The sequence below is a fragment of the Mycobacterium sp. genome, assembly GCF_035274705.1.
Taxonomy (GTDB): domain Bacteria; phylum Actinomycetota; class Actinomycetes; order Mycobacteriales; family Mycobacteriaceae; genus Mycobacterium.
Genome location: NZ_DATENY010000016.1, coordinates 1 through 23,341, shown reverse-complemented (window position 1 = coordinate 23,341; position 23,341 = coordinate 1). Strand labels below are relative to the sequence as shown.

Sequence of the window (23,341 nt, the reverse complement as noted above, 5' to 3'; positions counted from 1 at the left end):
AATGGCCCATCGCCCGGATGAAACCCAGGATGACGCGCAATGGCGCTCGGCGGGCGATCGGATACAGATACTGCTCGACGCCAGCGCGGCCGGTGGCGCGGCTGCGCGTGAGCGCGCCGAACAGTTGGTGCGTGAGGTAACCGACCTCTACGGCGCTGGTCTCGAGCGGATGATGCACGTGGCCGTCGCCGCGAATCCCGAACTCGCCGAGGCGTTTACCCGGGACGACTTGGTGGCCAGCCTACTGTTGGTGCACGGGCTCCATCCGCACAGCGTCGAACGCCGGATTTCCGACGCGCTGGACACTGTGCGGCCGTATCTGGGCTCGCACGGTGGCGATGTGTCACTGCTCGAGGTTGACGATGACATCGTCCGCCTGCGGTTCTCGGGCAGCTGCAAGACCTGTCCTTCCTCTGCGGTGACGTTGGAACTCGCTGTCGAGGACGCGGTGCGGGCGGCCGCGCCGGAGATCTCCTCCATCGAAGTGGTTGCGGCAGAAAAGGACCCGAGCTCCGGGGTGATCCCGGCACAGTCACTGCTGACCCGGTTGCACAGCAACGGGCATCGGCCGACGGCGTGGCAGCCGACCCCGGAGCTCGCCCAACTTGCGCCTGGCGAGGTCGGCGGGTTTCTGGTCGCGGACGCGCCGGTGCTGGCCTGCAGGGTGGGCGAGAACCTGTTCGCCTACCGCGACCGGTGCGGCAACTGCACGGGCTCGTTGGCCGGTGCCGAGCTCGACGGTGCTGCGTTGCGATGCCCCAGGTGCGACGCGGTTTTCGACGTTGTGCACGCCGGCGCGGGCGCCGACGGAACCGGCCATCTCGAGCCCATCCCGGTGCTCGTGCGCGAGGGCGTGCTTTCGATGGCGGTCGTCGAAGAAGCGGTCGCACAATGACGACGAACGCCTACGACGTCCTCGCGCGAATCCGGGCCAACCGTCAGGCACCGAATCCCGGCGAGCGCTGCGAGATGTGTTCGGAAACTATCGGTGCCGAACACCAGCATGTGGTCAATATCGAAGGCAGACAACTGATGTGCGTGTGCCGCGGCTGCTACCTGCTCTTCACCGACACGCATGCCGAACTGCGGTACCGGGCGGTGCCCGATCGTTACCTCGCATTCGGAGACTTCGCCATCGACCGGCGCCGCTGGGAAGCGTTGCAGATCCCCGTCGGTTTGGCGTTCTTCTTCCGCAATTCTGCCCTGGACCGCATGGTCGCGTTCTACCCCGGGCCGGCCGGTGCCACGGAATCGGAATTGGACATGGCGGCCTGGACCGACATTCGCATCGCCGACCCACGCGTGGACATGCTCGCCGACGACACCGAGGCGCTGCTGGTTCGGGTGCCCGACAATGACACCGAACCGCCCGAATGTCATCTGCTGCCGATCGACGCGTGTTACGAGTTCGTCGGCCGGTTGCGAATGCTGTGGCGCGGCTTCGACGGCGGCCAGCACGTGCGCACCTTCATGGACGAGTTCTTTGAGGCGATCGCCGACCGCAGCAGGGTGGTCACCCGATGACGGAGGTGACGTTCGCGGTACTAGAGGTGGCGCCCGAACCGTACGCGGTGACGCCGATACTCATGGCGCGGGTCGGTGTCGCCGCGGTCGGTGACGAACCGATCCACGCCATTGCACTGCGTTGTCAGGTCCGCATCGATCCGTTGCGGCGGCCATACTCCGACGCTGAGGCCGACGGGCTGACTGACCTGTTCGGGCCGCGCGAACGCTGGGCCGCTACCCAGCACACCTTTCTGTGGCAACACTGCGCCGTCATGGTCCCCGGCTTCAGCGGTGCCACGCAGGTCAACCTCCCCCTTGAGTGCACCTATGACTTCGAAGTCGCTTCGGCCAAGTACCTGCACGCCCTGCGCGACGGGTCGCTACCACTGCAATTCCTGTTCAGCGGAACGATTTTCGTACAGGGCGCCAAAGGCTTCGCGGTCCAGCAGGTGCCGTGGGACCGCGAGGACCGCTACGACATGCCCGTGTCGATCTGGCGTGGACTGATCGCCCAGCATTTCCCCAACACCGGATGGCTCCGCCTGAGCCACGACACCATCGACGCGTTGGCGGCCTATCGATCCTCAAGGGGCCTCCTGTCGTTCGACGACGCCATCGCCTCACTGCTTCCCGCCAGCACAAGCGGTGATCGCCGATGACTGCGGACTGGGCCCGGGCCCGCGCCGTCGCAGACGCGGTGCTGTACGAGGGATACCTGCTCTACCCCTATCGGGCCACCTCGGGAAAGAACCAGTCGCGGTGGCAGTTCGGAGTCTTGGGACCGCCCGGCGCAGAAGACGCCGGAATCGGGGAGAACGACACGCTTTCCGCGCAAGTGCTGACGCAACTGACCGGCTCCGCAGGTGTATCGGGCGTGGTGCGTTTCCTGCAATTGCAACACCGCGACGCGCAGCGCGCGCTGCCCGACGGTGCATTCGAACCAGTCGACGAGCTGGTTTCCGGGCCACGCTCGTGGCTGAGTTGGGATGAGGCCGTCGCCTGCGAAGTGCCGTTCGGGCCGTTCAGTGTGACGAGCCTCCCTCGAGTCCTTGACATCTCGGTGCCGGAAGGCATGGATGTCGAGGCTGTCGAAACCGGCCGGCTGGTGCGCAGCCGGCTGGCCCTACGCGGACAACTCGCGATCTCCGCCGAGCCGGAGGGCGAACTAATCCGGTTGACGTTCAATGTGCGCAATACCGCGGCGCCCGCGGCCGACAAGGATGCGGCGATCGCCGCTTCGATGATTGGCACACATCTGCTGATCGAAGCCTCCAATGGCGAGTTCGTGTCGCTGCTCGAGCCGCCTGAGTCCGCCGCTGACGGAGTGGCCAAATGCCGTCAGCACCGGTGCTTCCCGGTGCTCGCCGGCGCACCGGGCGAGCGCGACCTGGTGCTGGTGTCACCGATCATCCTCTACGACCATCCCGAGATCGCCGAGCAGAGCGAAGGCGCGCTGTACGACTCGACGGAGATCGATGAGATCCTCACCCTGCGCGTGATGACGATGACCGACGAGGAGAAGGCCCAGGCCCGCGCCACCGATCCACTCGCGGCACAGATCATCGACCGCTGTGACTCGATGTCACCGGAGGCGATGCTGAATCTGCACGGCGTGCTGCGCAATCCACACGTGGCGAGCGAGGACGCCGGCTTGATTCCCGAGATTCCCGAGGGCATCGACTGGTGGGATCCGTTGGCCGACACCGCTGTGCGCCCCGAGATCGACGCGGTCCTGGTCAACGGTGTCCGCGTCACCCGCGGAAGCAGGGTCAGGCTGAGGCCGTCGCGCAGGGCCGACGCCCAGGATCTCTTCTTCGCCGACAGGGTCGCGCGAGTGACGTCCGTGCACGAGGACGTCGACGGTGAGCAGCACGTCGGTGTCGTCCTGGAGGACGACCCGGCGGCCGACCTACACGACTGGTACGGCCGCTACCTGTACTTCGCACCCGATGAGGTTGAACCGCTGGTTGAAAGGAGTTCGAGATGGAAGTAGTGGGGTGGATCGCCGTGGTCGTTGCTGCGATCATCGTTGTCGGCGGAGCCGTGATTGGCGTGCGCTCAGTACCCGATGCCCGGCGTTACCTCAAGATGCGCCGCATGTAACACCAGCGAGGTGCAAACCACGTCCGACATCCTGGTAGCCGGAATCGGCAACATCTTCCTCGGCGACGATGGCTTCGGCCCCGAGGTGATCCGTCGCGTCCCGGCGCACCTCGCCGGTCCGCAAGTCATGCTGACGGACTACGGGATTCGGGGCATGCACTTGGCATATGACTTGCTCGACGGTTGGCAGGCGCTTGTCCTGATCGACGCCCTACCGAGCCGCGGCTCACCCGGCACGTTGCACGTCTTTGAAGCCGACCACCAAACGCTGACCGCCGCGGCAGGGCTCGATGCGCACGCCATGGATCCCGCCGCGGTCTTCGCAAGCCTCAATGCGCTGGGTGGCAGCCCGCCGTACACCGTGGTAATCGGTTGCGAGGTCGACAATGTCGAGAAAGGAATTGGCCTGTCCGAGCGAGTCGAAGCCGCCATACCGCAAGCCCTGCAGGCCATCGAGGATGTCGTGGCGCGACTGCTGGAACCCGTGAAAGAAGGCTGAACCATGTGTCTGGGAATCCCGGGGCAGGTCGTCCGGATGCTGGACGGCTACGGTGGACAGCTCGCGCTCGTCGACGTCGCCGGTGAGAACCGCAAAGTCAACGTGGGGATGCTGCCCGACGAGACGTTTGCGCCCGGCGAATGGGTGATCATCCACATGGGATTCGTCGTCGAGAAGACCGACAAAGCCGGAGCGGATGCCGCGATGGCCGGACTCGAGCTGATGGGCCGGCCTCGCGATGCCGAGGCGTCGCCATGACCACACGGCGCAGGCTACGCGTGTGCGTGCGGGGGGTGGTTCAGGGCGTCGGGTTCCGGCCGTTCGTCTACTCCACCGCCTCGTCGCTTGGCTTGACCGGCTCGGTGCGCAACGACAGCTCAGGAGCCATCATGGAGGTCGAGGGCGAAGCCCGCGACATCGATGAATTCCTGACTCGGCTGCGTGACCGTCCGCCCCCGCTGGCGGTCATCGAATCCATTGATGCCCAACAGATTCCGGTCAGAGGTGGCACGGGCTTCGCTATCGCCGACACCTCACGCACCGACGGTGGCCGCACACTGACCTCCCCCGATGTAGCGATGTGCGACGAGTGCGCCGCCGAGCAACGCGATCCCCGTAACCGACGCTACCGCCATGCGTTCGTCAACTGCACCAATTGTGGCCCGCGCTTCACGATCATTGCGTCCTTGCCGTATGACCGTGCGTCCACAACGATGGCCGGCTTCGCGATGTGTGCCGAATGCGCCCGTGAATACACCGATCCCGCCGACCGGCGGTTCCATGCCCAGCCCGTGTGCTGCCCCGGCTGCGGGCCTGATCTTGTCTATCGGGACGGTAGGGGCGGAACCGCAGACGGCGAATCCGGCCTGAACCAAGCCCGCCGCGTGCTCCGCTACGGTGGCGTCCTGGCCGTCAAGGGTATCGGCGGATATCACCTCGCCTGCGACGCCGGCAATCACCGCGCGGTGGCAGAACTGCGTGCCCGAAAACGCCGCGGCGACAAGCCGTTCGCTGTGATGGTGCCAGATCTGAAGACCGCCCACGACATCACGGACATCGACGACGCATCGACGCGCACGCTAACAGGACCGCAACGCCCGATCGTGCTCCTGCCGCGGCGGGCGGGCGCACCGGTGGCCGACTCGGTCGCGCCGCACAACCCCGACCTCGGCGTCATGCTGGCGTACACGCCATTGCACACGCTGCTGTTCGGGCTTCCCGGTGATGAGCCGGGACCAACCGTTCTGGTCATGACCTCCGGCAACCTCACCGGTGAGCCCATCTGCTTTGACGACGATGATGCACTCGACCGGTTATCGCATCTTGCCGACGGTTGGCTGATGCACGACAGGGCGATCCTCGTGCCGTGCGACGATTCCGTCGTCCGCGTCGTCGACGGTATCGAGCTGCCGATCCGGCGCTCGCGCGGGTATGCGCCGCTACCCATCGCGTTACCGGTAACAGTTCCGCCGACCCTGGCAGTCGGGGGCGATCTGAAGAACACGATGGCGGTCGCCGACGGCGAGTACGCCTGGTTGAGTCAGCACATCGGCGATATGGACGATCTGACGACGTTGTCCGCGTTCGATTCCGCCCAACAGCACCTGCAGGCCCTGACCGGTGTCGCCCCGGAAATCCTTGTCGCCGATGCACATCCGCTCTACCGATCCAGCGGCTGGGCGTACCGCAACGCCGCGGGCCGACCAGTCCGCACCGTGCAGCATCACCACGCGCACATCGCCGCGGTGATGGCCGAACACGGCCTCGACGGATCGCAGCGCGTGCTCGGGTTCGCCTTCGACGGAACGGGATATGGCCCCGACGGCGCAGTGTGGGGCGGCGAGGTGTTGCTCGCCGATTACAAGGACTATCAGCGATTGGCCCGCCTCAAATACGTGCCGTTGGCCGGGGGCGACGCCAGCGTGCTCAGGCCCTACCGGATGGCGCTGGCGCACCTGTGGGCAGCCGGTCTGCCGTGGGACCACGAGTTGGCGCCCGTGCGGGCCTGTCCGCCCGACGAACGCCGCGTGCTGATGCGTCAGCTCGAGACCGGCCTGGGCTGCGTCCCGACGTCGAGCATGGGCCGGCTGTTCGACGCCGTGTCAGCGCTGGTGGGCGTTCGGCAGGTGGTGGCTTACGAGGCCCAGGCAGCGATCGAATTCGAAGGGCTCGCACGCAATGCCGAGTGCGGCAGCAGAACGTACGCATTTGCCATCGACCGCTCCCAGTCTCCCGCCGACATTGATCCCACTCCGGTTCTCACCGCGATCGTGGCGGACCTGCATGCGGGTGTACCCGCAGCAGTCATCGGTGCGCGGTTCCACCGCGCGGTGGCCGACCTGATCGTCGACCTTGCCGAGGCCGAGGCCGCCGGTATCCACACGGTCGCCCTATCGGGCGGCGTGTTTCAGAATGCGATCCTGTTGCGATCAGCACGGGATGGCCTGCGCCACAAGGGCTTCGAGGTGATAACCCATCGGCTGGTGCCACCAAACGACGGTGGCATCGCGCTGGGACAGTTGTTGGTGGGCAATGCCGGATAAGCAGACCCTGATCGCACCACAATCGCAACGGATGCCGCTGGGGCACTCACTGTTCGCTCGTTACGCGTTGCCGCCCAACGAGCTTGGATACTGCGGCCCCGCAGGCGCGAGCGCGACGGACATCGCCGCGCATGCGCGTGAGTTCGATGGGACATGGCCGTACCTGACGGCGATCGCCGAGGCCGCCGGCGTCGATGACCCTCTCGACGCTGACGTGGTCGAAAGTTATTGGGTCGGCGGGGCGTTGCTTGAGCGGGTTGACTCCGCGACGCTGCTCGACAGACTCCGCGATGCCTTCGCTGGCCAAGTCACCGGCCTGCTCGAAGACCTGACAGATTCCGGCGGTGCCCTCGCCCACCACAGCTTCCACGTCTTCATCGTCTATCCATGGATACGGTTTCTGAGCCGAGACGCCACGACGGCGCTACATGTGATGCAGAACTGCCGGATCCGTTGGGGCAAAGTTCAATCCGTCGACGGGGACACTGCCGTCATCCTGTCGCGTCCGCTGGTTTTCGACGCAGGCGTGATCACTCTCGGAGACGCCACTACCGAAGCGGTGCAATGGGAACTAGACGGAGGCCCGTCGAGCTTGCCTCAGCCCGGCGATACGGTTTCGGCGCACTGGCACCGCGTCTGCGACACGCTGAGCGACTCCCAAGCCGACGCATTGGCGGCTGCGACACAGACCACTCTGGACCTGATCAACGCTACGAGAAATAGATCTTGAACTGCGCAAACGGCGCATCCGATGAGTTTCTGCGCAGGCAAGGAGGGGTAGCCCACAACATCACCCACCATGAGAAGAGACGGCATGACCGGACCTGGCGAACACATAACCGAAGAACCACAATCCGATCGCGGGGAACCGGGCTCACGGGACACGGGCTCTGATCAGCCGTCCGGCGGACCTGCAGACCGGCCGTCGGGGACCTACAAAGGCGACGAGTCGGTTCCCGACCACAGCGAGCACGGCAAAGCCGACGCCACCGGCAGCGGGGAGGCCGGCCAGAAGCAGTAGCGGTCACGAGAGGGTTAATTGGGCATATCGACGATCGCACTTCACGATGTCGGAGGACACTGGAAGAGCAGCGACTTCAATGTCCCCTGCGGAGAGGGCAGGTTCGACCATGACGGCTCCCGCACCCCCTAGCGGGCCCTTCGTCGACGAGGGCCTGTCCACCGATTTGGCCGTGGCCGCACTCGATCTCGCCCGCAGGTTCCACGACGGCGCGACGTTGTGGGTCATCTCGCCGCAGTGGGAGCCGCACGCTCATCACGTCGCAGTCGAATTCGTCCACCCGGTGATCGTGGGCAAGCGAGCCCTGCCGTCGGTCGCGCTGGTCGAACCGGATCCGGTGGCCCAGGCCCGGGTGGCATCCAACCCTGGCGACCTGCTGTTGGCCGTCGCGTCTGCCGATGAGCCCGCCGTGGTCGACGCCATGCGGCGCGCCCCGGCGTGGGGCGTCCTGACACTGTGGATCGGATCGGGGCCGCGGCCGCCCGCGGGTGCAGCCAACCACGTGCTATGGATCGACTCCGACGATCCGATGGTGCCGGCCACCGGCAGGTTCGTGCTGATGTATCACCTGCTGTGGGAGCTCACGCACGTCTGCTTCGAGCACCCCGGCCTGCTCAAGCCCGGTGAGGAACGCGCCGATCAGTCGTGCGTGACGTGCAGCGACGAGGGCCGGGTCGGTGAGGTGGTGCTCGAGCCCGCCGACGGTCAGGCCCTCGTCCGCACCGCCAAAGGCGAGGAATGGGTGGACACCAGCATGCTTCGAGAAGTCCGCCGCAACGATCTTGTGCTTGTACACGCAGGCGCCGCCATCACACGGTTGGAGGTGGACTGATGACGACTGACAAATCCGAAAGCACTAGCTTCCTCTACCCGTTCATAGAGTCGGAGGAGACTGACGCCGCAAGCCTCCTCGACGACCTCGCTGCGTCGGCGCGGGGAAAGGCCGCCGAAAGCGCACGGCTGCAGCGGGAATCGCTCGACGAGTACGCAGCCGGGTTGACCGCGGCGGGAACAGAGATGGCCGAGCGGTTCTTGCGTGGCGGCCGGCTCTACACGCTGGGCAACGGCGGCAGTTCGACCGACGCCGCGACGCTCGCGTCATTGTTCAGCCGTCCGGCCAGGGGCAGGCCGGTGGCGGCGTGGTCGCTGGCCGCCGACGAGGCGGTGGTGACGGCGCTCGGCAACGACGTCGGGTTCGACCTGATCTTCAAGCGCCAGATCATCGCCCATGCTCGCGAGCGCGACGTCGCGATCGCGCTGTCGACGTCCGGCAACTCGGAGGACCTGATGACGGCGATCACCGAGGCCAAGCACCGCGGGCTGCTGACAATCGGGTTCTCCGGGCACGACGGAGGCAGGATGGCCGCAGCCGATGACTTCGACTTCTGCTTCACGGTGCACTCGCAGAGCATTCACCGCATCCAGGAGAGCCACGCGATGCTCGGATACCGGCTCTGGTCGGTCACGCAGGAACACATGGCCCGTCCACGGTCGGAGGCATCCGCATGAGCACCACCGCTGACCGCGAAGACCGCGTGCTGGAACGGATCGACAAGTTCCGCCAGCGCCGGCCGCGGCTGCTCGACGATGTGGTCACACTCGCGCACGGCGCGGGCGGCAAATCGTCGGCGGCACTGGTCGACGGGGTGTTCCTTGAGGCGTTCCGCAACGATGAACTCGAACAGCTCGGTGACGCCGCGGCGCTGGTGACTCCGTCGGGAGACCGCCTGGCGTTCTCCACCGATTCATATGTTGTTCAGCCGCTGCGCTTTCCGGGCGGTTCGATCGGTCAGGTCGCAGTGCACGGCACCGTCAACGATCTCGCCGTCTCGGGTGCCCTGCCGCGATGGTTGTCCGCGGGCTTCGTCATCGAGGAGGGTTTCCCGATCGCCGAATTGCGCGAAATCGTCGCGGATATGAGCGAAGCCGCCGCCAGGGCCGGCGTTCAGATCGTCACCGGTGACACCAAGGTCGTCGGCAAAGGCGCGGCGGATGGTGTGTACATCACCACGACGGGCGTGGGTGTGATCCCCGAAGGCCGGCGGCTCTCTCGGGACCTCGTCCAGCCGGGAGACAAAGTGGTGCTGTCCGGTACGATCGGCGAGCACGGCATGGCGGTCATGCTGGCGCGCGGCGACCTCGCGATCGACGCCGACATCGATTCCGACACAGCGCCTGTCAACGAACTCGTCGAGCTACTGCTGGATGCGGCGCCGTCGACACGCTGGATGCGGGATGCGACGCGTGGCGGTGTCGGCACCGTGTGCAATGAACTCGTCAAGGGCATGCCGTTTGCGCTGATTCTCGACGAAGCCAGCCTGCCCGTTGAACCGCAGGTGCTCGGCGCCTGCGACATGTTGGGCATCGACCCGCTGTATGTCGCCAACGAGGGAAAGTTCGTTGCGATCGTCGCTGCCGACGACGCCGATGCGGCCATTGCCGCGTTGCGCACGCATCCACAGGGGGCGCGGGCCATCATTGTCGGCGAGATCGTGCCAGAACCTCCCGGAATCGTCGCGCTGCGAACATCATTCGGTGGCAGCCGCATTGTCGACATGCTCGTCGGCGACCCGCTACCGCGAATCTGCTGAAGAGGAGAACGCCGATGTGTTTAGGGATACCGGGCCAGGTGGTCGAGATCGTCGACGCCGAACAGCATCTGGCCAAAGTCGACGTCAACGGAGTTCGCCGGAACATCAGCGTGCGGTTGCTCGCCGATGACAACCTGCAGGTGGGTGACTGGGTACTTGTGCATGTCGGTTTCGCGATGGCCAAGATCGACGAACGCGAAGCCAAGATCACATTGGATCAGGTGCAGAAGATGGGCGAGAACTACCAGCAGGAGATCGAAGCCTTCAACGAATCCGAAATCGCCTGAGAGGCTCGCAAAATGAAGTTCGTCGACGAATTCCGCGACCCGGCCGCCGCACGGGCCCTGGTGAAGTCCATCACCGACCTGGCCGGTGGTGACGAGTTCAAGTTCATGGAAGTCTGCGGCGGCCACACGCACACGATCTACCGGCACGGGATCGAGCATCTGCTGCCGGAATCGGTTGGACTCGTGCACGGGCCGGGATGTCCCGTGTGCGTCATCCCGATGGGCCGGGTGGACGACGCGATGTGGCTGGCCGAGCAGCCCGGCATCATCTTCACGACCTTCGGCGACATGATGCGTGTGCCGGGATCAAAAGGAAACCTGATCGAGGCCAAGGCGCGCGGCGCCGATGTGCGATTCGTCTACTCCCCGCTCGACGCGCTGAAGGTCGCCATCGAAAATCCGGACCGCCATGTGGTGTTCTTCGCCGTCGGTTTCGAGACCACCGCGCCGTCGACCGCGGTGACGCTGGTCCGCGCCCGCAACCTGGGCGTCAAGAACTTCAGCGTGTTCTGCAACCACGTCACGATCGTGCCTCCGATCAAGGCCATCCTGGAGTCACCCGATCTGCGGCTCAACGGCTTCCTTGGCCCCGGCCACGTATCGACCGTCGTCGGTCTGCGGCCATACCGGTTCGTCCCTGAGGTGTACGGAAAGCCCATGGTGGTCGCAGGGTTTGAACCACTCGACATCCTCGCGTCCGTGCACATGCTGTTGCAGCAGATCCGCGACGGGCGGTGCGAGGTCGAGAATCAGTACACCCGTGTGGTGCGCCCGGAGGGCAACACCCAGGCGCTGAAACTGATGGCCGAGACATTCGAATTGCGCCCGCACTTCGAATGGCGCGGACTGGGATTCATCTCCCAAAGCGCTCTGAAGGTGCACTCGGACTACGCCGAGTTCGACGCGGAGCGGACGTTCGACATGCCCGGCGTTCGCGTAGCCGACCCCAAAGCGTGCCAGTGCGGCGAGGTACTCAAGGGTGTGATCAAACCGTGGGAATGCAAGGTGTTCGGCACGGCCTGCACACCCGAAACCCCGATCGGCACATGCATGGTCTCCCCCGAAGGCGCATGCGCGGCGTATTACAACTTCGGCAGGCTGCACCGCGAAACCGCCCAACTGTTGGGCCAGAGGGGCTAGGTCTTTCGGCGAGCAGACGCAAAACTGCCTCATTTCGGCAAGAAATGGGCAGTTTTGCGTCTGCTCGCGCGAAGGAAGTCACCACTGGTCGCGCGGCACGTCGAACTCCGAGCACAGCGCCCGCCACACGTCGCGAGGGTCGACGCCGTCCTCGATGGCCTGGGCGGGGGTACGCCCGAATCCGGTCAGCACGTGGTCGACGAGCAGGGACGCGCCACGCACCGGTCCGAACTGTCCCTCGACGAGTTCATTGAATTCCGTCAGCCGCACTCGATCCAACTTACGCCGACGGAGCCAGCGCTTCATGGCACGCCCGTACCGGATCAACCACCTCCGACACCGACGCTCCGGCCCGCCGGGCCGCCTCCCGGTATCGCGGCGAGGACAACACTTCGGTGACCGCGGCGGCCAGCGCCTCGGCGGTCAGTGGCCGCACCAGCTGCGCACTGCCTTGGCGCACAACGCGATTGGCGATCTCCCACTGGTCGCCGCCGCCTGGGACCACGACGAGCGGCACACCCGCGAGCAGCGTCTTGGACACCATGCCGTGCCCTCCGCCGCAGATCACCAGATCGGCATGCGACAGCAGTTCGTCCTGACGGCCCAGTCCGACCACCGCCCACGGCGGCACCTCCACGTCGGGTCCGCCCAGCCGCGACACCACGACCCTGGCGCCGTCGGGCAGCACCTCGCCCGGCGTCAACGCGTCCAGTGCGAGTTCGGTGAGCCCGCTGGCACCGGTCATTGCCGTCGATGGCGCGACGACGACCACCGGCCCGACTCCTGCGGGGATCTCGAGCACCGACGACGTCGGCTCGAAGTGCAGTGGTCCCACCACCACGGCCTCCGACGGCCAATCCGGGCGGGGCACCTCCAGGGCCGGCAGGGTAGCGATGAGGCGCCGCAGCGGGCCAGGATCCTCGGCGGGCAAACCGATTTCAACCCGGACCGCCGAACGCTGGCGCAGCCCCTCACGCCACGACCGGGCGGTGAGTGCGCGCATCACCGCGTCACGCAGCCGGCCGCCGATGCCCGTTCCCGGGGCCAACCCGCTGCCCAGCGGCGGCAGTCCCTTCGACGGCCGGTACAGCGGGTGCGGATTCAGCTCGACCCACGGGACGCTCATCAACTCTGCTGCCAGGCCTCCGCAGGCCGTGATCACGTCCGACACCACCAGGTCGGGCGCCAGCTCATGCAGCCGCGGCACGTTCAGCACGGCCATCCGCGCCGCGCGCTGATGAATCTTGGCGCCCGCGTCGGTGTCGTCGTCGGACTCGGTGGGATCCAGCCCGTCGAGCTCAACCGCGTCCACCCCGGCTCGCCGCGCGGTGTCCAGCCATTCAACGCCTGTGAGCAGCGTCGCCGCGTCACCGGCAGCGAGAAACCGGCGGCACAGCGCGAGGGCCGGAAACGCATGCCCGGGATCCGGCCCGGCGACCACGGCGACCCGCACGGGCCTACCCTGCCACAGCGCCCGACCACTACGCTGGCAGCTATGACCGACCGAGCTTCCCCAGCGATTTCGGACGTCGACAACGCCCGTACCGTCGAGAACTTCCTGTACGCGCTGCAGGACGAGGACTTCGCGACGGCCGATTCCACGCTGGCAGACAACATCGTGTGGCAGAACGTCGGCTGGCCGACAATCCGCGGTCGCGAGCGGATCATGAAGCTGCTTCGCCGCGGCCAGGGTCGGATGGGCTTCGAGGTGAAGATCCATCGCGTCGCCGCGGACGGTAACTCGGTGCTGACCGAACGCACGGATGTGCTGGTATTCGGGCCCCTGCGTCTGCAGTTCTGGGTCTGCGGGGTGTTCGAAGTCCATGCCGGGCAAATCACACTGTGGCGGGACTACTTCGACATGTTCGACTTCGCCAAGGCCACTCTGCGCGCCGTCGCCGCGACGGTGTTCCCCTCATTGAGACCGACACTGTAGTGACGGGCGACACCACACGCACCAAGCCGAACCTGCTGCAGTACATCGGCTACTGCTACGGGAAGCGGCTACCCGACTCGATGCGCGAGTGGGTGCGCAACGACCTTGCCGGAAAGGGTGCCACCATTCGGACGATGGTGCGCGCCGCGATTCCGGCCGTCATAGTGCTGTCACCGTTCTGGTTCATCCCGATGTCGCTCTATCTCCATCTGAGCACGACGCTGCCCATCTTCATCCCGTTCGTGCTCTTCTCGCACGCGCTGAACAAGGTGTGGCGCCGACACCGACTCCGTCAACACGGGCTGGACCCCAATCTTGTCGACGAGCTGTCGCGGCAGAAGAACGCCCACATTCACCAGGCGTATGTCGAGAAGTACGGCCCCCGATCAGGGCCGTCAAGCAGTCACGACATTTAGGCGCGGCGCAGGTGGCCCAGCTCGTCGAACGCCTGCGCCCATCCCATCAGCCGATCGGTCGCGTTGACGAGCTCGTCGCGGAAACGCTGCTGAGTCATCGGTGAGCTGGACAGCGAGCCGGAGTTGGTCGCCGACACCAATTGGGCTGCAGCGGTGACCATTTCGTTGTACTGCCGGGCACCGTTGTTCAACTGAGCGGTGAACGCGTTGATGGTGGGCGCCAAATGAGAACGCGACTGCGGCGCTGAACGTACCGCCCGCTCCATCGACACCACGTCGTTGGCCGTCGCAGCCATCGTCGCTGAGGTTTGATCGGCCGCCGCGGTCAGCTCGCGAAGCTCGTCGGCGGGCAGCATGCGTCCGCGGTCCAGCACACCGAGCAGCGAGAACAACGCCCGCTCGGACGCCGCCAACGCGGCCATCGGCTGGCGAGCCGCCGAACCAAACGGCGGGAGTCGCCGCGCTGCGCGGGATCGCTGCGGCGGCAACGGCTCTCCGCGCAGCCACCGGTAACGCAGGAACGATAACGTCGCCAGGAACGCCGCACCGACCGCGATCGGCGCTGGGATGAACAGCGCCCACACCGGCGTGCTCCACGACGCCAGCAGCGCCGTCACCAGCACCCAGAACCCGCAGGACACCGTGAAGAACAGGGCGAGGCGCAGGGCCCAGCGCCGCTTGCGCAGTAGCTTGGCGCGCGGGTCGGCGGCGGCATTGAGTCTTTCGGCCAACACGTCCGACCACTCTGCGGCGGTGTCCACCCCGCGCTGCACCAACGACCGCCAAGCCTCTGGTCGACCCGTGTGGTTCACTGTCATACCTACGAAAGTTATTGCGACAGCGGATTTTCCGGTGTCGCTTGCTGGTTGGTCGCCGGCGCGGCTGGTGCAGTGGCTGCCGTACCACCCGCAGGCAGCTGCTCACCGCGCATCGAGGCGCGGATCTGCTCCAAGCGGGAATGCCCGGCCATCTGCACACTGGCCTGCTGCACCTCGAGCATGCGGCCCTGCACCGAGTTCTGCGCCAACTCCGCCGAGCCCATGGCGTTGGCGTAGCGGCGTTCGATCTTGTCGCGAACCTCGTCGAGGCTGGGGGTGGTGCCCGGCGCGGCGATCTCACTCATCGACCGCAGCGACGCGCTGACCTGCTCCTGCATCTTGGCCTGCTCGAGCTGGGACAGCAGCTTGGTGCGCTCGGCGATCTTCTGCTGCAACACCATCGCGTTTTGCTCGACGGCCTTCTTGGCCTGACCGGCGGCCTGCAGCGCCTGGTCGTGCAGGCCCTTGAGGTCTTCGACACTCTGTTCGGCGGTGACCAGTTGCGCGGCGAACGCTTCAGCGGCGTTGTTGTACTCGGTGGCCTTGGCGGCATCGCCCGCGCTGGTGGCCTGATCGGCCAGGGTGAGCGCCTGGCGCACGTTTACCTGCAGCTTCTCGATGTCGGCGAGCTGACGGTTCAGCCGCATCTCCAGCTGACGCTGGTTGCCGATGACCTGCGCGGCCTGTTGCGTCAACGCTTGATGCTGGCGCTGGGCCTCCTCGATGGCCTGCTGGATCTGCACCTTCGGATCGGCGTACTCGTCGACCTTGGAGCTGAACAGCGCCATGAGGTACTTCCACGCCTTGACGAACGGATTGGCCATCGGTTCATTCCGCCTTCGTGTCGTTGAGTTGCACTAGTGCCAACTTATCGGTTTCGCGCAGATCACCACACCCCTGCAGGTGTTTTCCAAGATCGGACAGGCAGCCTAGCTCAGGCGACCGCCATCGAGACGACCTGCGGGATGACAACCTTCGTCGTGGCGTCGATATTGGCCGAGCGGACACGCGTGAGCGCGGCCAGTTCCTCGCGGGCCAGATCCTCGCCGGCATCGGAAAGCACGCGCGACAGCGGAATGTCCAGGGCACCGCAGATGGCGCTCAGCAATTCGCTCGATGCCTCCTTGCGGCCGCGTTCCACCTCCGACAGGTAGCCGAGGCTGACTCGAGCGGTATCGGACACCTCGCGCAGGGTGCGGCCCTGCTCGGTGCGGGCACGACGCAGCACGTCGCCGATCACCTCGCGCAGCAATGTCGTCATCGTTGTCTGCTCTTCGCGCAAGCGCTCATCGGTGTGCTCCCCTTCTTGACTGGGCTCCGTTATTAGGGCAACGCTGCGCGGACCCACGTTGGTTCCCGGATGGCCCAGATCATCACGCTCTGCTCTTCGCGCAAGCGCTCATCGCTGTGCTCTGCTCTTCGCGCAAGCGCTCATCGCTGCCGCCCGACGAGCGACCGCAGCCGCGCGACGGCCTCGCGCACCGCCGCGACGCGGATATCCCAGCGTGAGCCGGTGAGCGCCAGCTCGACGACCTCGGTGTCGACAGGGCCCGCGACCCCGATGAACACCGTTCCCACCGGATGACCGCCATGCGGCTCCGGGCCCGCCACACCCGTCAGGCCCACACCCCACGTGGCAGCGCAGCGCTGCCTCGCGCCGACGGCAAGGGCCTGCGCCGTGGGTGCGGCGACGGGACCCACCGCCTCGAGCAGCTGCGGCGGGACCCCCGCCAATGCGATCTTGGTCTCCTCGATGTAGGTGACCAGCCCGCCGCGCAGCACCACGCTGGCGCCGGGCACACCCGCGAGCGTGGCGGCCAGCAGCCCGGCCGTCAACGATTCGGCGGTGGCCACGCTCTGGCCGCGCGCGGTCAGATCCGCGACGAGCGCACGGGCATCCTCAGTGACCAGCGGGTCGTCCACGTGAATCCCTGATCGCCGAGACGACGTAGTCCACGCCGGTGATCAGCGTCAGCACGACGGCCGCCCACATCACCACCCACGCGGCGGCCAGCCATGGTCCCGATAGAGGCAACACGAACAGGCCGATCGCCACGGCCTGGACAAGGGTCTTGAGCTTGCCTCCGCGGCTGGCCGGAATGACGCCGCGGCGCAGGACCGCGAAACGCAACGCGGTGACGCCGATCTCACGAACCATGATCACGACGGTCACCCACCACGGCAGGTCACCCAGCATCGACAGCCCGATCAGCGCCGCGCCGATGAGAGCCTTGTCGGCTATCGGGTCGGCCAGCTTCCCGAATTCGGTCACCATGCCGTAACTGCGGGCCAGGGCACCGTCGAATCGGTCGGTGATAACCGCAACCGTGAATACGACGAATGCGCCTATCCGCCAGGGCGTTTCATGGCCATCGCCGACGAACAACAAAACGAGGAAGACGGGAACCAACGCGAGCCGCACGCCCGTGAGCATGTTTGCGATATTCGCCACCCGGGCGCGCGGAACCACCGGATCGATATGAGGTTGGCCCGACACCGCAACAGAATATCCGGTTGCCAACCTTCGACCTGTGAGCCGATACCCTCGCACGTGTGAACGAGCGGCTTATCGTGCGGCGTGCCCGGACGTCAGACGTGCCGGCCATCAAGGCGCTCGTCGACATTTACTCCGGCAAGATCTTGCTGGAGAAGAACCTGGTGACGCTCTATGAGGCGGTCCAGGAGTTCTGGGTCGCCGAACTCGACGGTGAGCTGATCGGGTGCGGTGCCTTGCACGTGTTGTGGTCAGACCTCGGCGAGGTGCGCACTGTCGCGGTGCACCCGAAGGTCCGCGGCCACGGTGTCGGTCATGCGATCGTCGACCGATTGCTCGACGTCGCCAAAGAGCTGCACCTGGAGCGGATATTCGTGCTCACGTTCGAGGTCGAGTTCTTTTCCCGCCACGGCTTCAAGGAGATCGAGGGCACGCCGGTCACCGCCGAGGTCTACGAGGAGATGTGTCGCTCCTACGACACCGGTGTCGCGGAGTTCCTCGACTTGTCCTACGTCAAGCCGAACATCCTCGGCAATACCCGAATGTTGTTGGCGCTGGAGGTCGTATCGTAGAGCTGTGCGTCGCATCGTGGTCTGCGTCGTCGTGGCTTTGGCAACTGCCGCGACGATCGCGACTGGGCCGGCTCAGGCCGACCCACCCCAGTGCGACAACGGCCCGATCGTCCTGGCCGGCTGCCCGGGCCCAGGAGTCTGCACCGCTGTGATCGAGGACCAGTGCGTCGGAGTCCAGCCGCCACTGCTCCCGCCGCCACCCCCCGTCAGGGTCGGCATCGAAGGCGGCGTCGGCGTCGGGATCTAGTCGACCTCGTCATCCCCGCCGTTGGCATCCGAGCCGCCGCGGATCAGCGCCAGCGTGCCCGCCAACTCGTCAGGCTTGACCAGCACCTCGCGCGCCTTGGAACCCTCGCTCGGCCCGACGATGCCGCGGGTCTCCATCAGGTCCATCAGTCGGCCGGCCTTGGCGAAGCCCACTCGCAGCTTGCGCTGCAGCATCGACGTCGACCCGAACTGGCTGGACACCACCAGCTCGACGGCCTGCAGGAATACGTCCATGTCGTCGCCGATGTCCGGATCGACGTCGGTGCGCTCGCTGGTGGTCTTGGCCTTCGTGACGCCCTCGTTGTACTCGGGCTCGGCCTGATCCTTACAGGCCTGCACGACGGCGTGGATCTCGTCGTCGGTGATGTACGCGCCTTGCAGGCGGATGGGCTTGTTGGCGCCCATCGGCAGGAACAACCCGTCGCCCATGCCGATCAGCTTCTCCGCGCCCTGCTGGTCCAGGATGACGCGGCTGTCGGTCAGCGAGGACGTCGCGAACGCCAGCCGCGACGGCACGTTGGTCTTGATCAGGCCGGTGACGACGTCGACCGACGGCCGCTGGGTGGCCAGCACCAGATGGATGCCCGCCGCGCGCGCCTTCTGGGTGATGCGCACGATCGCATCCTCGACGTCGCGCGGCGCGGTCATCATCAGGTCGGCCAGCTCGTCGACGATCGCCACCACATACGGGTATGGCCGGTACACACGCTGGCTGCCCAGCGGGGCGGTGATCTCGCCGGAGCGCACCTTCTTGTTGAAGTCGTCGATGTGACGGACGCGCGACGCCTGCATGTCCTGGTAGCGCTGCTCCATCTCCTCGACGAGCCATGCCAGCGCGGCGGCGGCCTTCTTCGGCTGCGTGATGATCGGCGTGATCAAGTGCGGAATGCCCTCGTAGGGCGTGAGTTCCACCATCTTCGGGTCGATCAGGATCATCCTGACCTCCTCCGGCGTGGCGCGCGCGAGCAGCGACACCAGCATCGAGTTGACGAAGCTGGACTTACCTGAGCCTGTCGAGCCCGCCACCAATAGGTGGGGCATCTTCGCCAGGTTGGCCGAAATGTATTCGCCCTCAATGTCCTTGCCGAGGCCGATCACCAACGGATGATGATCACCACGGGTGCTCGGGTCGGTCAGCACATCGGCCAGCCGCACCATTTCGCGGTCCACGTTGGGAACCTCGATGCCGACCGCGGACTTGCCAGGGATCGGCGCCAGCATGCGCACGCTCTCGGTGGCCACCGCATAGGCGATATTGCGTTGCAGCGCAGTGATTTTCTCCACCTTGACGCCGGGGCCGAGCTCGACTTCGTAGCGCGTAACGGTCGGGCCGCGGGTGCAGCCGGTGACGGCGGCATTCACCTTGAACTGCTCGAGCACCTCGGTGATTGCCTCGACCATGCGGTCGTTGGCCGGGCTCCGGCGCTTAGGCGGATCGCCTGCAATCAGCAGATCCAGCGGCGGCAGTGTGTACGGCCCTTCGACGACTCGATCAAGTGACAGCGTCTGCTGCTTCTTGGCGGGCTTCTTCTTTCGTACCTTGGCGGTCGGCTCCGGGACGGTGGGCGCCTCGTCGTCGATGGGATAGTTCTCCATCGGTGTGCCGGTCGGCCACGCCTGCGGCTCGTCGTCGCTATAGGCCGACGGGTCGTCGTAATAGCCGTCGGAAAAGTCCTCCGACTCTTCGACATACGGCTGTTCGTCTTCGTAGTCCTCGTCGTATGCCTCGCCGTGGAAGGCCCGTGCGGAGAACATCCTCTGCAGTGTGGACGGCACCTCGCGGATCGTCGTGCCCGTCACCAGCAGCACGCCGAACAACGCGCCGATGAACAGCAACGGCGCAGCGATCCATTCGGTCAGCCCATCCGCGAGCGGACCGCCGATCGCGAACCCGAGAAATCCGGCGGCGTGCTGCCGTGCGGTGGGATCGGTCGGCGACCCGGACCACAGATGCCACAGGCCGAGCGTCGGCAGTGCGATCATCGCCACGCCCAGGATGAGCCGGGGTCGTGCTTCGGGGTCGGGTTCGGTGCGCATCAGCACGACGCCGATCGCTGCCAGCGCGAGCGGCACCAGCACCACCGCGGAGCCGATGAGCACCCGCAGGAAGGTGTCGATCCACTGGCCGACGGGACGGGCGGCGTCGAACCAGGAACTGGCTGCGACGACGACCGCGAGGCCGAGCAGCGCCAAAGCGATGCCGTCGCGGCGGTGGCCTGGCTCGATGTCGCGGGCACGGCCCACCGAGCGGGCGGTGGAGCCTGCGCCCTTGGCCAGCATCAGCCAGCCCGCGCGAACGCCCCGGCCGACAGACGCGCCAGCCGACGAGATCGGCGACGGATGAGCGCCTCGCGCGGGCTTCCGGCGGGGCGCCGAGGAGCGCGCCGAGCGGGATCCGCCCCTCGAGCCGGCCTTTGACCTGGTCGAACGGGCGCCGGAGCGCGCGGCGGTCTTACTAGGCATGGTTGTAAGCCTAGTCGCAAGGGCCCCATATTCACCATCTGCCACACGGGTCACAGATAGGTATCGGAATTTAGTTAGATTCACTGAGTAGGGTGGACAGTCGTCCAGTTCGCACTCGCCGAGGAGTAGCCCGTGGCCGTCACCGTCGTCGCAACCATGAAAGCCAAGCCGGAGTCCGTCGACGCCGTACGGGAGGCATGCGTTAAGGCCATCGAGGCCGTGCACTCCGAACCTGGCTGCGATCTCTACACCTTGCACGAGGCCGACGGCACGTTCGTCTTCGTGGAGCAGTGGGCGGATGCGGACGCGCTGCAGGCCCACAGCACTGCCCCCGCGGTCGCGACGCTGTTCGGCACGGTCGGCGAGCACCTTGACGGTGCACCCGACATCAAGATGCTGAAACCGATCGCGGCCGGCGATCCAGCGAAGGGTCAGCTGCGGCCCTGACGAGCGCCTGCGCGAGGAAGCGAGGACACCGTTGGCATCGCTAGCAGGCAAGGTTGCCTTCATCACCGGCGCCGCCCGCGGCCAGGGTCGCGCGGAGGCCGTCAGGCTGGCCTCCGACGGCGCCAACATCATCGCCGTCGACATCTGCGATCAGATCGCATCGGTCCCCTATCCGATGGCCACGCCCGACGATCTAGCAGCGACGGTCAAGCTCGTCGAAGACACCGGCGCACGAATCGTCGCCCAGCAGGCCGACGTTCGCGATCAGGCGGCCTTGCAGACGGCGCTTCAGGCCGGTCTCGACGAGTTCGGCAGGCTTGACATCGTCGTCGCCAACGCCGGTATCGCGCCGATGGAATCGGGTGCCGACGGATGGAGGGACGTGGTCGACGTCAACCTCACCGGCGTTCACAACACCGTCGAGGTGGCGATGCCGCGATTGATCGAGCAGGGTGACGGGGGATCGATAGTCCTGACCAGCTCCGCAGCCGGTTTGGTCGGCATCGGCGGCGGCGACCCCGGCTCAGTCGGTTACACGGCGGCCAAACACGGCGTAGTCGGATTGATGAGGGCCTACGCCAATCACCTTGCACCGCACAGCATCCGCGTCAATTCTGTGCACCCCAGCGGCGTGAACACACCGATGATCGACAACGACCACACCCGTCAATGGCTCGCCAACGTGATCGCCAATTCGGAACGACCGCCGGACATGGGCAACGCGTTACCGGTTCAGGTGCTCGAAGCAGAAGACATTGCCGCAGCGGTCGCGTGGCTGGTCTCCGACGAGGCGCGCTATATCACCGGCGTGACACTCCCGGTTGACGCGGGATACGTGAACAAGCGCTGATGGCGCGAAACACCGCTGCGCAAACCGCCTTCGGACCGATTGTGCAGGCGGCCATCGAGCAGTACGAGCCGCCCGAGCATCGCCTGGTCTACGACGACCTCGCGGTGTCGATGTTGCCTGCCGGCCAGCGGGCGTTGGTACGCGCGATGCGCTGGCCGCTGCTGCGTCGCCTGACGATCCGGGCCGGCGAGCGCGCCGTGCCGGGCTCGTGGGCACTCATTGCGTGCCGCAAACGCTTTATCGACGACAAACTGGACGAGTCGCTCTCGGGCATCGACGCCGTCGTCATTCTCGGTTCGGGCATGGACACCCGGGCGTATCGCCTCGCGCGTCGCTCCGACATCGGCGTCTTCGAAGTCGACCTGCCGGTCAACATCGCGCGCAAGAAGGCCGCCGTCGGGCGTGCACTCGGCCCGGCACCCACGTCAGTTCACTTGGTGCCGTTGGACTTCGAACGCGACGATCTGATCGGCGCGCTAACAAGTGACGGCTACCGCACCGACGCCCGCACGTTGTTCATCTGGGAAGGTGTCACGCAATACCTCACCGAGGACGCTGTTCGCGCAACGCTCGGCGCCTTGGCGTGCACACCCCCGGGCAGTCGGCTGGTGTTCACATACGTGCGGCGGGACTTCATCGACGGGTCGAACATGTACGACGCGGCAGTGCTGTACAAGCGTTTCAGACAACGGCAGCAGGTGTGGAAGTTCGGGCTGAACCCCGATGACGTCGCCGCTTTCATCGGCGAATACGGCTGGCGTCTTGCCGAACAGGCGGGCCCCGAGTACTACATGCGCAACTACATCGAGCCGGCCGGTCGCAGGCTCACCACCTCTGATCTGGAGTGGACCGCGTACGCGGAGAAGCCGGCGTAGTGGACAACCATCCCCTAACCCCCTAACGGCAACGGCTGCGGTATCCCCCAGGCACGGCCCACAGCAAAGGGCACATGTCCCGTTTCCGCGGCTTGACGGCACCTCGCATCATGGCAGGCAACATCATCACACCGGACTTAGGAAATGCCCATGTGCACGAGCTACCCCGAGGAGGTCACGTCGGCCGCCGACGGCAAGTCGGTCATCGAGCCGGGGCTCGTCGTCGTCCACCGCGTCGGCATCGGACATTCCTATGCGACGTGCTCGTGCGGCTGGTCGGGTTCGCGTCGGCTGCTGAAAGCGGCGGCGTGCCAGGACGCCTGGGGCCACGCCGTCGAAAACCGGTGTGTCGTGGCCTTTCCGATGGTGGTTGCGTGACTAGATCTCGATGACCGTCGGCACGATCATCGGCTGGCGCCGGTAGGCCTCCCCCACCCACTTGCCCACGACGCGACGGACGCCCTGGGCGATTCGCGTGACTTCGGTAATGTTGTCGGCCGCAAGTATTTCCAG

32 protein-coding genes are annotated in these 23,341 nt (G+C 66.1%); 23 read left to right on the top strand and 9 right to left on the bottom strand.

All coding sequences use genetic code 11. From position 1 onward, the window contains the following. Window position 1 precedes the first annotated feature (1 nt). From VJV41_RS03950 to hypD, 15 genes are all read left to right on the top strand, one after another. Window positions 2-895: a NifU family protein gene (locus VJV41_RS03950; protein WP_325331310.1), complete on the top strand. Its 894-nt coding sequence runs from the start codon at window positions 2-4 to the stop codon at window positions 893-895. Beyond that, a complete protein-coding gene (locus VJV41_RS03945; protein ID WP_325331308.1) occupies window positions 892-1,524 on the top strand; it encodes a DUF5947 family protein in 633 nt (210 codons plus the stop codon). Before VJV41_RS03950 ends, VJV41_RS03945 begins: the two co-directional genes overlap by 4 nt. Further along, window positions 1,521-2,165 (top strand): DUF6084 family protein, encoded by a 645-nt coding sequence (locus tag VJV41_RS03940; protein ID WP_325331306.1) that lies wholly within the window; start codon window positions 1,521-1,523, stop codon window positions 2,163-2,165. Before VJV41_RS03945 ends, VJV41_RS03940 begins: the two co-directional genes overlap by 4 nt. Continuing rightward, window positions 2,162-3,499, top strand: coding sequence for a hypothetical protein (locus VJV41_RS03935; RefSeq protein ID WP_325331304.1), 1,338 nt, complete (start codon window positions 2,162-2,164; stop codon window positions 3,497-3,499). Before VJV41_RS03940 ends, VJV41_RS03935 begins: the two co-directional genes overlap by 4 nt. Next, window positions 3,490-3,609, top strand: a complete 120-nt coding sequence (locus VJV41_RS28935) for a DUF6893 family small protein (protein WP_414684877.1) — start codon at window positions 3,490-3,492, stop codon at window positions 3,607-3,609. Before VJV41_RS03935 ends, VJV41_RS28935 begins: the two co-directional genes overlap by 10 nt. After that, on the top strand, window positions 3,575-4,108 hold the full coding sequence (locus VJV41_RS03930) for a hydrogenase maturation protease (protein ID WP_414684876.1): 534 nt from the start codon (window positions 3,575-3,577) through the stop codon (window positions 4,106-4,108). Before VJV41_RS28935 ends, VJV41_RS03930 begins: the two co-directional genes overlap by 35 nt. Window positions 4,109-4,111: 3 nt before the next feature. Beyond that, entirely contained in the window at window positions 4,112-4,366 is a 255-nt protein-coding gene (locus VJV41_RS03925; RefSeq protein ID WP_325331300.1) for a HypC/HybG/HupF family hydrogenase formation chaperone, read from the top strand. After that, complete coding sequence (hypF, locus tag VJV41_RS03920; RefSeq protein WP_325331298.1) at window positions 4,363-6,651, top strand: carbamoyltransferase HypF; 2,289 nt, start codon at window positions 4,363-4,365, stop codon at window positions 6,649-6,651. Before VJV41_RS03925 ends, hypF begins: the two co-directional genes overlap by 4 nt. 31 nt (window positions 6,652-6,682) lie before the next feature. Further along, entirely contained in the window at window positions 6,683-7,381 is a 699-nt protein-coding gene (locus tag VJV41_RS03915; RefSeq protein WP_325331296.1) for a DUF6390 family protein, read from the top strand. Between the two features lie 84 nt (window positions 7,382-7,465). Continuing rightward, window positions 7,466-7,672, top strand: coding sequence for a hypothetical protein (locus VJV41_RS03910; protein ID WP_325331294.1), 207 nt, complete (start codon window positions 7,466-7,468; stop codon window positions 7,670-7,672). A 109-nt stretch (window positions 7,673-7,781) separates the two neighbouring features. Then, window positions 7,782-8,504: a hydrogenase assembly protein HupF gene (locus VJV41_RS03905; protein WP_325331292.1), complete on the top strand. Its 723-nt coding sequence runs from the start codon at window positions 7,782-7,784 to the stop codon at window positions 8,502-8,504. Beyond that, a complete protein-coding gene (locus VJV41_RS03900; protein WP_325331290.1) occupies window positions 8,504-9,181 on the top strand; it encodes an SIS domain-containing protein in 678 nt (225 codons plus the stop codon). Before VJV41_RS03905 ends, VJV41_RS03900 begins: the two co-directional genes overlap by 1 nt. Beyond that, window positions 9,178-10,263 carry a hydrogenase expression/formation protein HypE gene (hypE, locus tag VJV41_RS03895; protein ID WP_325331288.1) on the top strand — a complete coding sequence of 362 codons (1,086 nt, stop codon included), beginning with the start codon at window positions 9,178-9,180 and terminating at the stop codon, window positions 10,261-10,263. The genes VJV41_RS03900 and hypE overlap by 4 nt, the downstream gene beginning before the upstream one ends. Before the next feature lie 14 nt (window positions 10,264-10,277). Beyond that, a complete protein-coding gene (locus VJV41_RS03890; RefSeq protein ID WP_325331286.1) occupies window positions 10,278-10,550 on the top strand; it encodes a HypC/HybG/HupF family hydrogenase formation chaperone in 273 nt (90 codons plus the stop codon). A 12-nt stretch (window positions 10,551-10,562) separates the two neighbouring features. Continuing rightward, entirely contained in the window at window positions 10,563-11,690 is a 1,128-nt protein-coding gene (gene hypD / locus VJV41_RS03885; protein ID WP_325331284.1) for a hydrogenase formation protein HypD, read from the top strand. Window positions 11,691-11,768: 78 nt separating this feature from the next. Here hypD and VJV41_RS03880 read toward each other — a convergent pair whose 3' ends face one another. Both VJV41_RS03880 and VJV41_RS03875 read right to left on the bottom strand, forming a co-directional pair. Then, window positions 11,769-11,960 (bottom strand): DUF3046 domain-containing protein, encoded by a 192-nt coding sequence (locus VJV41_RS03880; RefSeq protein WP_325331282.1) that lies wholly within the window; start codon window positions 11,958-11,960, stop codon window positions 11,769-11,771. Window positions 11,961-11,970: 10 nt separating this feature from the next. Further along, the gene (locus tag VJV41_RS03875; RefSeq protein WP_325331280.1) at window positions 11,971-13,143 is read right to left on the bottom strand and encodes a glycosyltransferase; all 1,173 of its coding nucleotides are present in this window, start codon (window positions 13,141-13,143) and stop codon (window positions 11,971-11,973) included. A gap of 42 nt (window positions 13,144-13,185) precedes the next feature. On the opposite strand from VJV41_RS03875, the gene VJV41_RS03870 reads away from it, so the two are divergent. Together VJV41_RS03870 and VJV41_RS03865 are read left to right on the top strand one after the other, a co-directional pair. Continuing rightward, complete coding sequence (locus tag VJV41_RS03870; protein WP_325331278.1) at window positions 13,186-13,626, top strand: limonene-1,2-epoxide hydrolase family protein; 441 nt, start codon at window positions 13,186-13,188, stop codon at window positions 13,624-13,626. After that, on the top strand, window positions 13,626-14,042 hold the full coding sequence (locus VJV41_RS03865; RefSeq protein ID WP_325331276.1) for a DUF5313 domain-containing protein: 417 nt from the start codon (window positions 13,626-13,628) through the stop codon (window positions 14,040-14,042). Before VJV41_RS03870 ends, VJV41_RS03865 begins: the two co-directional genes overlap by 1 nt. Here VJV41_RS03865 and pspM read toward each other — a convergent pair. The 5 genes from pspM to pgsA all read right to left on the bottom strand — a co-directional run bounded on the left by pspM (window position 14,039) and on the right by pgsA (window position 17,357). Then, window positions 14,039-14,860: a phage shock envelope stress response protein PspM gene (gene pspM / locus VJV41_RS03860; RefSeq protein ID WP_325331274.1), complete on the bottom strand. Its 822-nt coding sequence runs from the start codon at window positions 14,858-14,860 to the stop codon at window positions 14,039-14,041. The genes VJV41_RS03865 and pspM overlap by 4 nt on opposite strands. An 11-nt stretch (window positions 14,861-14,871) precedes the next feature. Further along, window positions 14,872-15,684 carry a phage shock protein PspA gene (pspA, locus tag VJV41_RS03855; protein WP_325331272.1) on the bottom strand — a complete coding sequence of 271 codons (813 nt, stop codon included), beginning with the start codon at window positions 15,682-15,684 and terminating at the stop codon, window positions 14,872-14,874. A gap of 110 nt (window positions 15,685-15,794) precedes the next feature. Then, a complete protein-coding gene (gene clgR, locus VJV41_RS03850; protein WP_325331270.1) occupies window positions 15,795-16,121 on the bottom strand; it encodes a transcriptional regulator ClgR in 327 nt (108 codons plus the stop codon). A 170-nt stretch (window positions 16,122-16,291) separates the two neighbouring features. Next, entirely contained in the window at window positions 16,292-16,783 is a 492-nt protein-coding gene (locus VJV41_RS03845; protein WP_325331268.1) for a CinA family protein, read from the bottom strand. Further along, on the bottom strand, window positions 16,761-17,357 hold the full coding sequence (gene pgsA / locus VJV41_RS03840) for a CDP-diacylglycerol--glycerol-3-phosphate 3-phosphatidyltransferase (protein ID WP_325331266.1): 597 nt from the start codon (window positions 17,355-17,357) through the stop codon (window positions 16,761-16,763). The genes VJV41_RS03845 and pgsA overlap by 23 nt, the downstream gene beginning before the upstream one ends. A 56-nt stretch (window positions 17,358-17,413) precedes the next feature. Here pgsA and VJV41_RS03835 point away from each other — a divergent pair, with 56 nt between their 5' ends. Continuing rightward, complete coding sequence (locus VJV41_RS03835; RefSeq protein ID WP_325331264.1) at window positions 17,414-17,926, top strand: amino-acid N-acetyltransferase; 513 nt, start codon at window positions 17,414-17,416, stop codon at window positions 17,924-17,926. Between the two features lie 4 nt (window positions 17,927-17,930). Further along, window positions 17,931-18,173, top strand: a complete 243-nt coding sequence (locus VJV41_RS03830) for a hypothetical protein (RefSeq protein ID WP_325331262.1) — start codon at window positions 17,931-17,933, stop codon at window positions 18,171-18,173. Here VJV41_RS03830 and VJV41_RS03825 read toward each other — a convergent pair. Then, the gene (locus tag VJV41_RS03825; protein WP_325331260.1) at window positions 18,170-20,656 is read right to left on the bottom strand and encodes a DNA translocase FtsK; all 2,487 of its coding nucleotides are present in this window, start codon (window positions 20,654-20,656) and stop codon (window positions 18,170-18,172) included. The two genes, VJV41_RS03830 and VJV41_RS03825, sit on opposite strands and share 4 nt — an antisense overlap. Before the next feature lie 132 nt (window positions 20,657-20,788). Here VJV41_RS03825 and VJV41_RS03820 point away from each other — a divergent pair, with 132 nt between their 5' ends. From VJV41_RS03820 to VJV41_RS03805, 4 genes are all read left to right on the top strand, one after another. After that, complete coding sequence (locus VJV41_RS03820) at window positions 20,789-21,103, top strand: putative quinol monooxygenase (RefSeq protein WP_325331258.1); 315 nt, start codon at window positions 20,789-20,791, stop codon at window positions 21,101-21,103. A gap of 31 nt (window positions 21,104-21,134) precedes the next feature. Beyond that, on the top strand, window positions 21,135-21,953 hold the full coding sequence (locus VJV41_RS03815) for a mycofactocin-coupled SDR family oxidoreductase (protein ID WP_325331256.1): 819 nt from the start codon (window positions 21,135-21,137) through the stop codon (window positions 21,951-21,953). Beyond that, the gene (locus VJV41_RS03810) at window positions 21,953-22,828 is read left to right on the top strand and encodes an SAM-dependent methyltransferase (protein WP_325331254.1); all 876 of its coding nucleotides are present in this window, start codon (window positions 21,953-21,955) and stop codon (window positions 22,826-22,828) included. Before VJV41_RS03815 ends, VJV41_RS03810 begins: the two co-directional genes overlap by 1 nt. Before the next feature lie 150 nt (window positions 22,829-22,978). Beyond that, complete coding sequence (locus tag VJV41_RS03805; RefSeq protein ID WP_325331252.1) at window positions 22,979-23,206, top strand: hypothetical protein; 228 nt, start codon at window positions 22,979-22,981, stop codon at window positions 23,204-23,206. On the opposite strand, the gene VJV41_RS03800 is transcribed toward VJV41_RS03805, so the two are convergent. Further along, a partial coding sequence (locus VJV41_RS03800) for a hypothetical protein (protein WP_325331408.1) occupies window positions 23,207-23,341 on the bottom strand: 135 nt, incomplete at its 5' end.